The 12,254-nt window shown below is 58.3% G+C and carries 13 protein-coding genes and 1 tRNA gene; 5 read left to right on the plus strand and 9 right to left on the minus strand.

Features of this window, described 5'->3' with window-relative positions; genetic code table 11:
* Positions 1 to 11 precede the first annotated feature (11 nt).
* From AC06G5_RS24010 to AC06G5_RS24025, 4 genes are all read left to right on the plus strand, one after another.
* The gene (locus AC06G5_RS24010; protein ID WP_413425986.1) at positions 12 to 1,388 is read left to right on the plus strand and encodes an L-serine ammonia-lyase; all 1,377 of its coding nucleotides are present in this window, start codon (positions 12 to 14) and stop codon (positions 1,386 to 1,388) included.
* A gap of 36 nt (positions 1,389 to 1,424) precedes the next feature.
* On the plus strand, positions 1,425 to 2,549 hold the full coding sequence (gcvT, locus tag AC06G5_RS24015) for a glycine cleavage system aminomethyltransferase GcvT (RefSeq protein WP_413425984.1): 1,125 nt from the start codon (positions 1,425 to 1,427) through the stop codon (positions 2,547 to 2,549).
* Positions 2,550 to 2,951: 402 nt separating this feature from the next.
* Positions 2,952 to 3,164 (plus strand): cold-shock protein, encoded by a 213-nt coding sequence (locus AC06G5_RS24020; RefSeq protein WP_007931076.1) that lies wholly within the window; start codon positions 2,952 to 2,954, stop codon positions 3,162 to 3,164.
* 95 nt (positions 3,165 to 3,259) lie between these two features.
* Complete coding sequence (locus AC06G5_RS24025; protein ID WP_413425982.1) at positions 3,260 to 3,748, plus strand: RDD family protein; 489 nt, start codon at positions 3,260 to 3,262, stop codon at positions 3,746 to 3,748.
* Positions 3,749 to 3,898: 150 nt separating this feature from the next.
* On the opposite strand, the gene nadA is transcribed toward AC06G5_RS24025, so the two are convergent.
* On the minus strand, positions 3,899 to 4,957 hold the full coding sequence (gene nadA / locus AC06G5_RS24030; protein WP_008019227.1) for a quinolinate synthase NadA: 1,059 nt from the start codon (positions 4,955 to 4,957) through the stop codon (positions 3,899 to 3,901).
* A 352-nt stretch (positions 4,958 to 5,309) separates the two neighbouring features.
* On the opposite strand from nadA, the gene AC06G5_RS24035 reads away from it, so the two are divergent.
* Positions 5,310 to 6,266: an alpha/beta fold hydrolase gene (locus AC06G5_RS24035; RefSeq protein WP_413425980.1), complete on the plus strand. Its 957-nt coding sequence runs from the start codon at positions 5,310 to 5,312 to the stop codon at positions 6,264 to 6,266.
* Positions 6,267 to 6,364: 98 nt separating this feature from the next.
* Here AC06G5_RS24035 and AC06G5_RS24040 read toward each other — a convergent pair.
* The 8 genes from AC06G5_RS24040 to tolR form a co-directional block, all read right to left on the minus strand.
* Positions 6,365 to 6,440, minus strand: a tRNA-Lys gene (locus tag AC06G5_RS24040).
* Positions 6,441 to 6,503: 63 nt separating this feature from the next.
* A complete protein-coding gene (queC, locus tag AC06G5_RS24045; protein WP_057398977.1) occupies positions 6,504 to 7,196 on the minus strand; it encodes a 7-cyano-7-deazaguanine synthase QueC in 693 nt (230 codons plus the stop codon).
* A gap of 1 nt (position 7,197) precedes the next feature.
* On the minus strand, positions 7,198 to 7,845 hold the full coding sequence (queE, locus tag AC06G5_RS24050; protein ID WP_413425979.1) for a 7-carboxy-7-deazaguanine synthase QueE: 648 nt from the start codon (positions 7,843 to 7,845) through the stop codon (positions 7,198 to 7,200).
* Between the two features lie 166 nt (positions 7,846 to 8,011).
* On the minus strand, positions 8,012 to 8,851 hold the full coding sequence (gene ybgF, locus AC06G5_RS24055) for a tol-pal system protein YbgF (RefSeq protein WP_413425977.1): 840 nt from the start codon (positions 8,849 to 8,851) through the stop codon (positions 8,012 to 8,014).
* 6 nt (positions 8,852 to 8,857) lie between these two features.
* Positions 8,858 to 9,355 carry a peptidoglycan-associated lipoprotein Pal gene (gene pal / locus AC06G5_RS24060; protein ID WP_003178634.1) on the minus strand — a complete coding sequence of 166 codons (498 nt, stop codon included), beginning with the start codon at positions 9,353 to 9,355 and terminating at the stop codon, positions 8,858 to 8,860.
* 52 nt (positions 9,356 to 9,407) lie between these two features.
* Complete coding sequence (tolB, locus tag AC06G5_RS24065; protein WP_177323544.1) at positions 9,408 to 10,688, minus strand: Tol-Pal system beta propeller repeat protein TolB; 1,281 nt, start codon at positions 10,686 to 10,688, stop codon at positions 9,408 to 9,410.
* A 17-nt stretch (positions 10,689 to 10,705) separates the two neighbouring features.
* A complete protein-coding gene (tolA, locus tag AC06G5_RS24070; RefSeq protein WP_008015803.1) occupies positions 10,706 to 11,785 on the minus strand; it encodes a cell envelope integrity protein TolA in 1,080 nt (359 codons plus the stop codon).
* Positions 11,785 to 12,237 (minus strand): protein TolR, encoded by a 453-nt coding sequence (tolR, locus tag AC06G5_RS24075; protein WP_162130292.1) that lies wholly within the window; start codon positions 12,235 to 12,237, stop codon positions 11,785 to 11,787. Before tolR ends, tolA begins: the two co-directional genes overlap by 1 nt.
* Between the last annotated feature and the right edge of the window lie 17 nt (positions 12,238 to 12,254).

Here is a 12,254-nt window from a genome sequence, read left to right on the forward strand (position 1 = left end):
GGAGAACCACCATGTCGTTAAGCGTGTTCGACCTGTTCAAGATTGGCATCGGCCCCTCCAGTTCCCACACCGTCGGCCCGATGCGCGCCGCTGCGCGTTTCGTCGAAGGTTTGCGTCGTGAAGGGCTGCTGACGGCCACCACCTGCGTCAAAGTCGAGCTCTACGGCTCGCTCGGCGCCACCGGCAAGGGCCACGGCAGCGACAAGGCGGTATTGCTCGGCCTGGAAGGCGAACACCCGGACACCGTGGACACTGAAACCGTCGCCGCCCGTCTGCAAGACATTCGCGGTAGCGGTCGCTTGAACCTGCTCGGCGAACACAGCATTGCGTTCAACGAGAAAGAACACCTGGCGATGATTCGCAAACCGTTGCCCTATCACCCCAACGGCATGATCTTCCGCGCCTTCGACGCCGCCGGCCTGCAAGTGCGCAGCCGCGAGTATTACTCGGTCGGCGGCGGTTTTGTGGTTGACGAGGACGCCGCCGGCGCCGACCGCATTGTCGAAGACGCCACGCCCCTGACCTTCCCGTTCAAAAGCGCCAAAGATCTTCTCGGTCATTGCGTCAAGTACGGGCTGTCCATCAGTCAGGTGATGCTGACCAACGAAAGTGCCTGGCGCCCGGAAGCGGAAACCCGCGCCGGCCTGCTGAACATCTGGCAAGTGATGCAGGACTGTGTAGCCGCCGGTTGCCGCAATGAAGGCATCCTGCCCGGCGGGCTGAAGGTCAAGCGCCGCGCCGCCGCGCTGCATCGGCAATTGTGCAAGAACCCGGAATCGTCGTTACGCGATCCGCTGTCGGTGCTCGACTGGGTCAACCTCTACGCCCTGGCGGTCAACGAAGAGAACGCCAACGGCGGGCGCGTCGTAACGGCGCCCACCAACGGCGCGGCCGGGATCATTCCGGCGGTGCTGCATTACTACATGCGCTTCATCCCCGGCGCGACTGACGACGGCGTGGTGCGCTTTCTGCTCACTGCCGCCGCCATCGGCATTCTGTACAAGGAAAACGCCTCGATTTCCGGCGCCGAAGTCGGCTGCCAGGGTGAAGTCGGCGTTGCCTGTTCGATGGCCGCCGGTGCCTTGTGCGAAGTGCTGGGCGGCAGCGTGCAACAAGTGGAGAACGCCGCGGAAATCGGCATGGAACACAACCTCGGGCTGACCTGCGACCCGATTGGCGGGCTGGTGCAAGTGCCTTGCATCGAGCGCAACGCCATGGGTTCGGTCAAAGCCATCAATGCCGTGCGCATGGCCATGCGCGGCGACGGGCAACACTTCGTCTCCCTCGACAAGGTCATCCGCACCATGCGCCAGACCGGCGCCGACATGAAAAGCAAATACAAGGAAACCGCCCGTGGCGGTTTGGCGGTCAACATTATCGAGTGCTGATGTGCGCTCATCTGCACCCTTCTTCAGGAGCTGAATATGTCCACCGAACAACTGTTGAAAACCCCGCTGCACGCACTGCACATCGAACTCGGCGCGCGCATGGTGCCGTTCGCCGGCTACGACATGCCCGTGCAATACCCGCTGGGCGTGATGAAAGAACACCAGCACACCCGTGACCAGGCCGGGCTGTTCGATGTCTCGCACATGGGCCAGATCCGCCTGACCGGTGCCAATGCCGCCAAGGCTCTGGAAACCCTGGTGCCAGTGGACATCATCGACCTGCCAGTGGGCATGCAGCGTTACGCGATGTTCACCAACGCCACCGGCGGCATCCTCGACGACCTGATGGTCGCCAACCTGGGCAACGACGAACTGTTCCTGGTGGTCAACGCCGCCTGCAAGGACCAGGACCTGGCGCATCTGCGCAAGCACATTGGCGACCAGTGCACGATCGAGCCGCTGTTCGAAGAGCGCGCCCTGCTCGCCCTGCAAGGCCCGGCGGCGGTTACCGTACTGGCGCGTCTGGCCCCGGAAGTGGCGAAGATGACCTTCATGCAGTTCGCCCGCGTGAAACTGCTGGGCGTGGACTGCTTTGTCAGCCGCTCGGGTTACACCGGTGAAGACGGTTTCGAAATTTCCGTACCCGCTGCCAACGCCGAAACCCTGGCTCGTGCGCTGCTGGCTGAAGCGGAAGTGGCTGCCATCGGCCTTGGCGCCCGCGACTCCCTGCGCCTGGAAGCCGGTCTGTGCCTGTACGGCCATGACATGAACACCGAGACCAGCCCGATCGAAGCAAGCCTGCTGTGGGCCATCTCCAAGCCACGTCGTGCCGATGGTGCTCGTGCCGGCGGCTTCCCGGGCGCCGAAAGCGTATTCGCCCAGCAACAGGCAGGTGTCAGCCGCAAACGCGTCGGCCTGTTACCGCAAGAACGCACGCCGGTGCGTGAGGGTGCCGAGATCGTCAACGAAGCCGGCGACATCATCGGTAGCGTCTGCAGCGGCGGTTTCGGGCCGACCCTGGGCGGGCCGCTGGCCATGGGTTATGTCGACAGCGCATATATCGCACTGGACACCCCCGTCTGGGCGATCGTTCGTGGGAAAAAGGTGCCTTTGCTTGTAAGCAAAATGCCATTTGTTCCACAACGCTACTATCGCGGCTGATTGAATGTTCCTATAAGTAACGCGGTTGCGTTAACAGCGCACTAATGTGTAACGCAACCGCCATAAAATAGTGCATTGTTTGGCTCTAAGCTTCGATTATGAACTTTGCTTATAACGTTCGAAAGCATTTGAACAACGTTAGCGTATAAGGCCTCGCTAGTGGACTGACTTTGCCATCAACCTGAGGAAATACGGGGCCTTCACAGGGCTTGTTTTTTCTCCCGTAGTTGGCGTAGAGTTTGTTCACTGTGTTTGCATGGGTCGCTTGGAATCGTGACCTGGGCAGTAGCCTACAAGTTAGCTACATCCCGTTCGACGTCTTCTTACTCTCCTGCAACCAGCCCCAGTACTCTTTCATGAGAAAGAGACTGTCATTAATTTTTGCGTCAAAGGAAATAAGAAATGTCCCAACGTCAGAGCGGTACCGTCAAGTGGTTTAACGACGAGAAAGGTTTTGGTTTTATCACTCCAGAAAGCGGTCCGGATCTGTTCGTGCATTTCCGCGCTATTCAGGGCAACGGTTTCAAGAGCCTGAAAGAAGGCCAGAAAGTGACCTTCATCGCCGTGCAGGGCCAGAAAGGCATGCAGGCTGACGAAGTACAAGCAGAAGGCTAATCTTCTGTAACGAAAAAGCCCCTGATGCTGACATCAGGGGCTTTTTTGTGCGCGTAAATCCGTAAAATGGCTTCTTTTTTCGCCGAGAGCCTGTCATGTCGAAACACCTGCTTACCCCCCAGGGCGACTTTCCTGCCGCTGGCCTGGGTCGTCGTCTGGCAGCCATGTTCTATGACTTCCTGCTGTGCACCGCCCTGCTGATCGTCACCAGCGGCATCTACAAGATGGTCCAGATGGCGATCATCGGCGAAGAAAGGATGCGCACCCTGACCGAAGCGGGTGCGCTGGACGGTGATCCCCTGCTCTCCACAATTCTGTTGTTCGTACTGTTCGGCTTTTTCGCCAAATTCTGGACCTGGTCCGGTCAGACCCTGGGCATGCAGGTCTGGTGTATCCGGGTGCAGAATGCCGATGGCTCGTCCATCAGCCTGTGGCAGGCGCTGTTGCGCTTTGTCGTGTCGATCGCTTCACTGCTGTGTGTTGGCCTTGGGTTCATCTGGTCGCTGTTCGACAAACAGAAACGCAGCTGGCATGACATGTATTCCAACACCAGGCTGGTGCGGATTCCGAAGAAGAGCAAGTAATCCCTGAACACAAAAACCAATGTGGGAGCGGGCTTGCTCGCGAAGAGGGTGTATCAGTCGACATCGAGGTTGTCTGACACACCGCTTTCGCGAGCAAGTCGGATCGCCGCACCGCCGCTCCCACAGTTTTTGCGGCTTGCCTGAAAGATCTCAGGCGTTACCCGCCAATTTCATCCGCGCTGCGGCGGTGAAATCAAGCATGCGTTTGAGCGGCCGAATGGCCTGTGGAATCAGCGCAGGATCAACAAAGATCTCGTTCGCCCCTTCTTTCAACGCCTTCAGCGTCCGCTCAAGGGTGTTCATGGCCATCCACGGGCAATGCGCACAACTGCGGCATGCCGCGCCGTTACCCGCCGTCGGGGCTTCGATAAAGACCTTGTCCGGGCACAGCTGCTGCATCTTGTAGAAGATGCCGCGGTCGGTCGCAACGATCAGCGTCTTGTTCGGCAGGCTCTGTGCCGCCGCAATCAACTGACTGGTGGAGCCTACGGCATCGGCCAACTCGATCACCGATGTCGGCGACTCAGGGTGCACCAGAATCGCCGCATCCGGGTACAGCGCCTTCATGTCTTCAAGCTGCTTGGACTTGAACTCTTCGTGAACGATGCAGGCACCGTCCCACAGCAGCATGTCGGCACCGGTCTGACGCTGGATGTAGGTTCCCAGGTGCTTGTCCGGGCCCCATATGATGGTCTCGCCGTTGTCCATCAGGCTTTCGACGATTTCCAGCGCACAGCTTGAGGTCACAACCCAATCCGCTCGGGCTTTTACCGCAGCGGAAGTGTTGGCGTACACCACCACCGTGCGCTCCGGGTGTTGGTCGCAGAACGCGGAAAACTCGTCCACCGGGCACCCCAGGTCGAGCGAACAGGTCGCTTCGAGCGTCGGCATCAGTACGCGCTTTTCCGGGTTGAGGATCTTGGCGGTCTCGCCCATGAACTTCACGCCGGCGACGACCACGGTCCTGGCTGGATGGGCGTTGCCGAAGCGGGCCATTTCCAGCGAATCGGAAACACAGCCGCCCGTCTCTTCGGCCAGCGCCTGAATGACAGGATCACAATAGAAGTGGGCTACCAGCACTGCGTCCTGAGCCTTGAGCTCGGCAGCGATGGCAGCACGGTAATAAGCCTCTTCGTCGGCGGTCAGCGGCTTGGGCTGTTTGGCGTCGAGGTGGGCTTGAACCAGAAGGCGTTCGGAAATTTGCGTCATGTTCGCAAGACCTGCAGGCGCATTCGCGCGAAAGTCGAGTATACACCCGGCTCCGGACCCTTCGGGGTACCGCCGGGAAAGTGGGTATTCATCAGGCACGGACAGCGTTGAAGCTGCGCAAGGCTACAGAATATCCGACGGATGCAAAAGATGATTCTGACCAGGGTGATGAATAGACGCGCCCTGATACAAGGCCTATGGCCTTGATCCTTGAGGAAAAACATTCGCCGTTGCAGTTATCGCACAAAACCTGAATGGCTTTGCCACTAACCTGCGCAAGGACTGATAGAAGCGTTAAGCCGGCTAAAGGAAACCGGCCAACCGAAACTGGAACAACCAAAGGACTGAACTCATGTCGATCCAACGCCTGATCAAGATCATGACCGCCTCAACCTTGCTGCTCACGGCATGGCTGATGTCTTCAACACTCGTCCTGGCGGGTGAGGATCTGAATCCAGCCTCGACAACCCGGCATTGTGAAACCCCACCCCTCTGCGCGCGCCTGATCCAGGCAGGCAACAGCGCCTGGTCGTATTACGAAAGCGAGCGGCAGGGGCCAACGGTGATCCTGATCCACGGCTTTTCATCAAGCAAACAAGCCTGGTTCGAATTTGGCAAGGCATTGAGTTCGCGTTTCCACGTCATCATCCCCGACCTCCCAGGCTGGGGAGCCTCCACTGACAATGAATATTCCAGCTACAACATCGAGGCGCAAGCGACCCGGCTCCATGAGTTTATCCTGGCGCTCGAAGCCGAGAACTTCACCCTCATCGGGCATTCAATGGGTGGAGCCATCGCCGGCGTGTATGCAGCCGATCAACCGCAGCGCGTCAGCCGGCTGGTATTGGTAGGCGCACTGGGGCTGAGCTTCAAAGACAATGATTTCATGCGGGAGTTGAATGCTGGAGGCAATCCATTTATCTACGATGATCGCGCTGGCGTTGAACGCACCGCCCGCCTCGTCTATCTGAACCCTCCACAGATGTCTGACCGGCAAGTGCAGGAAGCAATCCTTGCCAACCGCGCACAGCGAGCGATTATCGAATCCACCCTGGCGCAGATTCGCCCCTCCTCGCAATGGCTCGCCCTCGACCACCGGCTGATAAAATTGAACATGCCGGTACTCGGCATCTGGTGTCGCGAGGATAAAGTGATTGATGTCTCGGCACTGGACACGTTGCGTAACGGTCTTCCTGCCGGTTCAGCGAACGACTCGGCCATCCTTGAAGGGTGCAACCACCTGCCGATGATCGAACGCCCGGCCGAGACGCTTCAAGCACTGGACGCTTTCCTTGCAACGAGCGACTAGCCCAATGCAGCGGTGGCACGGGCACTTTTTTGCGGGCAAAAAAAAATCCGGAAATCCTCACTTGCGTGGGCCTTCCAGACTTTTAAAACAGCTAAAAATGGTGGGTCGTGTGGGATTCGAACCTACGACCAATTGGTTAAAAGCCAACTGCTCTACCAACTGAGCTAACGACCCGCTGTGTGGTGGCGCGTATAATACTGATTTTTAAGGACTATTCAACACCTATTTTAAAATAAATCAAAAATAAGGTGTTGGATCGCTGATTCCGGCCGCCGCGAAGCCTTCTGCACGCAGTCGGCAGCTGTCGCACTTGCCGCACGCACGACCATCATCGTCTGCCTGATAGCAGGAAACGGTCAGCCCATAGTTCACGCCAAGCTTCACGCCCGCCTGGACGATCTGAGCCTTGCTGAGGTTTTGCAGCGGTGCCTGGATCCGGAAGCCATTGCCTTCCACGCCGGCTTTGGTTGCCAGGTTGGCCATGCGCTCGAACGACTCGATGAACTCGGGACGACAGTCCGGGTAACCGGAGTAATCCACCGCATTGACGCCGATGAAGATGTCGCGCGCACCGAGCACTTCAGCCCAGCCCAGGGCCAGGGACAGGAACACCGTGTTACGCGCAGGCACGTAAGTCACCGGAATGCCCTCTCCCAACTCTTCCGGAATGTCGATACTGCTGTCGGTCAGCGCCGAGCCGCCCATGCCGTTCAGGTTCAGACCGATCACCTTGTGCTCGACCACCCCCAGGTCTCGGGCCACGCGTTCGGCAGCGTGCAATTCGGCGTGGGACCGCTGACCATAGTCGAAGCTCATGGTGTAGCAGCTATAGCCTTCGGCGCGCGCCATGGCCACGACGGTCGCCGAGTCCAGGCCACCGGACAGCAGGATGACCGCACGTTTTTCAGGAGTGTTCAGTTGTTCAGTCATTTCAGCGCCCCGGCTCGTCATTCCATAGATATTTATGCAGCTGCAATTGCAAACGCACTGGCAGGTTGTCCGCCACCACCCAATCCGCCAGATCCCGCGCATTGAGATCGTGGTGACTTGGCGAGAACAGGACCTCACCGGCCCGCTGGTCCAGACCGTACTGGATCAGCTTGGAAACGGACCAGTCATAGTCCTCCCGCGAGCAGATGACAAACTTCACCTGATCGTTGGCCGTGAGCAGCTCAATGTTTTCGTAGCGATTGCGGTGTGCTTCCTTCGAACCCGGGGTTTTCAGGTCGACAACGCGACTGACCCGGGAATCTACCGCCGAGATATCAATGGAGCCACTGGTTTCCAGCGACACTTCGTAACCGGCGTCACACAAGCGCTTGAGCAAGGGAATGGCGTTGGGTTGCGCCAGGGGCTCGCCGCCCGTGACACAGACGTATCGCGGACGGAAACCGGCGACCTGCTCGAGGATGTCGTCGAGCGTGCGAATGGTTCCGCCTGTGAACGCGTAGGCGCTGTCGCAGTATTGGCAACGCAACGGGCAACCGGTCAGGCGCACAAAAACAGTGGGCAGGCCGGCGGTCCGAGTTTCACCCTGCAACGAGTAGAAAACTTCGGTGATTCTCAATGTGTCTTGCATAGTCGCCACGGGCGTAACAGCTAAACAGGCTGTCCGCCTCCGTCAGGCACTTCAAGGAACCCCGGCAATGCGCAGATCCCAAAAAGCGTGTTTCAGAAAAAGGGGATGAATTCTAACGAAAAAACCCGCGACAAGCGCGGGTTTCTTCAAAACGGGCCAGGCAGCCTTACATTTTCTGCAGATCGCGCTGGGCCAACTGGGCGGCGGACGTGCCCGGATACTGGGACACCACCTGCTGCAGAATGCCCTTGACCCGGTCGGTGTGACCCAGGCGACGCTCTACGTCAGCGAGCTTGTACAGCGAGTCCGGCACTTTGGCGTGCTTGGGATACAGCTGCGAAACCTTGGCAAACGCTTGACCTGCGCCTTGCAGATCGCCTTTGGCCAGGTTCACTTCGCCCAACCAGTATTGGGCGTTGCCCGCGTACTGACTGTTCGGGTATTTGCGCAGGAACGCCGAGAAAGCCTGGCTGGCCTTGTCGAAGTCCTTGGCCTTGATCAGGTCGAAGGCAGCATCGTAATAGAGCTTTTCCTTCGCCGGATCTGCCGGCTCGCTACCCGCAGCAGGTGCTTGAGCGGCGGCTGCGCCTGCTGCCGCACCTGCGGCTGCACCGGCGGCGCTCAAATCACCACCGGTGGAAGAATTTTCAGGAGTCGCGGCTGGTGCAACGCCGGTTCCTATGCGCCGATCAAGATCCTGGTATCGCTCCAGGTTTTCCTGCTTCATGCGCGCTACATCGTTTTGCAGAACTTCAATTGCACCTTGCTGGCGCTCGATCTGTTGCTGCATTGATTGCAGTTGGTTGAACAGCTCGCCCTGTGCCGAGACAGGGGTCGAAACCCCTCCCCCGGCATAGGCGCCGTTCGTACCGTAACCTGCAGGCGGATAACTGCTCCCGCTATTGTTATAACCGGAGTTGTCATCGACCACAGGAACCGCAGCCCACACCGCAAGCGGCGCGAGGCTGAGAGCCAGAACAGTTACAGCACGACGGCACGTTCGCATGACGAATTACTTACGCAGTTCGACGCGACGGTTTTGAGCCCAGGACTGCTCGTCGTTGCCGGTAGCAACTGGACGCTCTTCGCCGTAGGAAACCAGTTCCAGCTGAGCTGGGGAAACACCTTGCAGTACCAGGTAGCGCTGAACGGCTTTCGCACGACGCTCGCCCAGTGCCATGTTGTACTCACGAGTACCACGTTCGTCGGTGTTGCCTTCCAGAACAACGCGAGCGCCGTTTGCTTTCAGGTCTTTGGCGTGAACGTCCAGAGCGCGCATGGCTTCTGGCTTCAGGTCCGAGCTGTCGTATTCGAAGTAGAAAGTGGTGATTGCGCGCAGAGCAGCTTCTTCGCTCAGGGAGCCGTCAACTGCACCAGTGTTTGCGCCGTAACCAGCGTTTGGATCTACCGCGCCTTCACCGGCATTGTCGCCGCCTTTGGACGAGCAACCTACAGCTACAGCCATGGCCAGTGCCAGCGCAGCAAATTTACCAAACTTCAGCATTTCCATCGTGAAACTCCTAATGAACCCCAGTGTGTTAAGTAAAACGTATAGCGCCGCGTCAGTTCAGGTAAGGGGACCAGGAAGGTTCTCTGACTTCGCCTTGTGCGGTAGGAAGCGGGAGCCTTACGCGTCCATTGATGGACACGAGCATCAAGACTCCCCGGCCCTGCTGGCGGGTGGCGTAGATTACCATGGTGCCGTTGGGCGCGACAGTAGGCGACTCGTCCAGAGTGCTATCAGTGAGGATTTTTACACTACCGCGTTGCAAATCCTGGGCCGCCACCTTGAAATTGGTGAAGCCATCCTGACGGTGAATCATGACAAGCGTCTTTTCATCAGCCGACAATTTAGGGTTGGCGTTGTAGTTGCCGACGAAAGTCACGCGTTCGGCACCGCCACCACCCGCGCTGGTCTTGTAGATCTGCGGTTTGCCGCCACGGTCGGAAGTGAAGTAGATGGTCGAACCATCCTTGCCCCAGAACGGTTCGGTGTTGATGCCAGGACCGTTGGTGACGCGGCTGATCTGACGCGAACCCAGGTTCATCACGTAGATGTCCGGGTTGCCGTCTTTCGACAGCACGAACGCCAGGCGATTGCCATCCGGCGACCAGGCTGGCGCACCGTTCAGGCCTTCAAAGTTGGTGATCTGCTCACGGCGACCGGTGTCGATGTTCTGCATGAAGATCCGCGGACGCTTCTGCTCGAAGGAGACATAGGCGATGCGCTTGCCATCCGGTGCGAAACGCGGCGACAGGATCGGCTCGCGCGATTGCAGCAGGGTCACGGCGCGGGCACCGTCGTAGTCCGAACGTTGCAGGGTGTAGCGAGTGTTGTTCTCGGAGAAACGCTCGGCCGTCACGTACAGCAGGCGAGTCGAGAAGGCACCCTTGATACCCGTGAGCTTTTCGAACGACTGGTCAGAGATGTAGTGCGCCATGTCGCGCAACTGATCGACGCCGCCCGATACGCTGCCGGTCAGCACTTGCTGCTCGGTGGCCACGTTGAACAGTGCGTATTGCACCTGCAGGCGACCGCCCGCCGGAACGATGCTGCCGACCATGACGTACTGGGCACCCAGCGCCTTGAAGTCACGGAAGATGATCTCGCTGGCCTGGCTCGGCTGGCTGATCATGTTCTGCTTTGGAATCGGCGAGTAGTAACCCGAGTTGCGCAGGTCGTTACCGATGATTTCAGCCATGTCGTCCGGCAGCACGCTACCGCCCTGGAAGCCGAACGGAACAACTGCGATCGGGGTGGCCCGATCGCTGCCACTGGTGACCAGAATGTTTTTCTCATCTGCCATCGCGATCCCTGCCATGCAGCAGATCACGACGAGCATTCCTCGAAGGAGGTTTCTCACGGGGCTAGATCCTCAGGTGTGAATGTCATCTTGAATGAACGATACGGAGCAAAATCACTCGGCTTCATTCCCTGCATTTCTGTCAATCGTCCAATATTCTTCACTGCCGCTACGGCCGAAGCGTCAAACGGACCGTCGCCACTGGACTTGAGCACCTTGACCGAAGTCACCGTACCGTCCGGCAACATGCCGATTTGCAGCTGAACCGTCATGCCTTTGCGGGCCGAAGGTGGACGAGCCCAGCCTTCCGCTGCACGTATTCGAATCAGGTCATCGAAACTGCCGGCGACTTCGTCACCCTGCTCATCGGCCAAGGCCTGCTGACGCTGCGGCGTGTCGGAAAGCAAATCTGCCAGGGCCTGAGCCTTTTTGTCTTCGGCGGACTTACGTGCCGCATCCTGCGATTTCTTCTTCGCAGCATCGGCAGCAGCTTTCTTCTTCGCTTCCTCGGCGACCTTCTTCTTCGCCTCTTCAGCCTCGGCTTTCTTCTTGGCGTCTTCCGCGGCTTTCTTCTTCGCGTCTTCGACGATCTTCTTCTTGGCTTCTTCAGCGGCCGCTTTCTTGGCCTCTTCTTCAGCAGCTTTCTTGGCTTCTTCTTCAGCTTTCTTCTTGGCTATATCAGCCAATTGTTTCTCTTCTGCCTTCTTGGCTTCCGCGGCTTTCTTCGCATCGTCGGCTTTCTTGGCTTCATCAGCCTTTTTCGCCTCGTCCGCTTTCTTGGCTTCGTCGGCCTTCTTGGCTTCCTCGGCCTTTTGAGCCGCCTCTTCTTTCTTTTGTTCCGCGGCCTTCACCGCTTCCTGCTCGACCTTTTTCTGTTCCAACTGTTCGACTTCGGTCTGACGCGCAGCAGATTTCTGCGCTTCACCGGCAATCTTCTGATTGGTCTGGGTGGTCGCCCGACTTTTCGATTTCAGCTGGTACAAGGTCGCCTGGACAATCGGCTTGGCCGGCGGCAGTTCCGGGGTAAAGGCAAAACTGACGAACAGCATGCCGAACACCAGCACGTGCAAGCCAATCGCCCAGACACTAGGCCAGAAGTAGCTTTCCGAGGCGGACGGCTCTCGCTGTTGCTGCATCAGGGCGCCTCGGTAATCAAGCCAACATTACCGACCCCGGCTTTCTGCAACCCGCCCATGGCCCCCATGACAGAACCGTAATCGACGGATTTGTCACCGCGAATGAAGACTTGGGTGTGCTTGCCGTTTTCATTGCCGACGCGAATGATCTTGGTCACGGCGTCAGTCATCTGCGGCAACGTCATGGCCCGGTCTTGCTGCTTGTCCGTGTCGACTTCGCTACCAAGGTTCCAGTAGTAGGTCTTGTCGGATTTGATGGAAATGGTCAGGACCTGGGTGTTGTTGTCCTGCGGCAAGGCTTCGCTGGAAACCTTGGGCAGATCAACTTTCACGCCCTGATTGAGCATCGGCGCGGTCACCATGAAGATGACCAGCAGCACCAACATCACGTCGATGTAAGGCACCACGTTCATCTCGGCGACCGGCTTGCGCTTTTTGCGAGCTCGAGCGATTAAAGCCATTGGAAATT

This window comes from Pseudomonas sp. WT-JTC, from assembly GCF_056711565.1.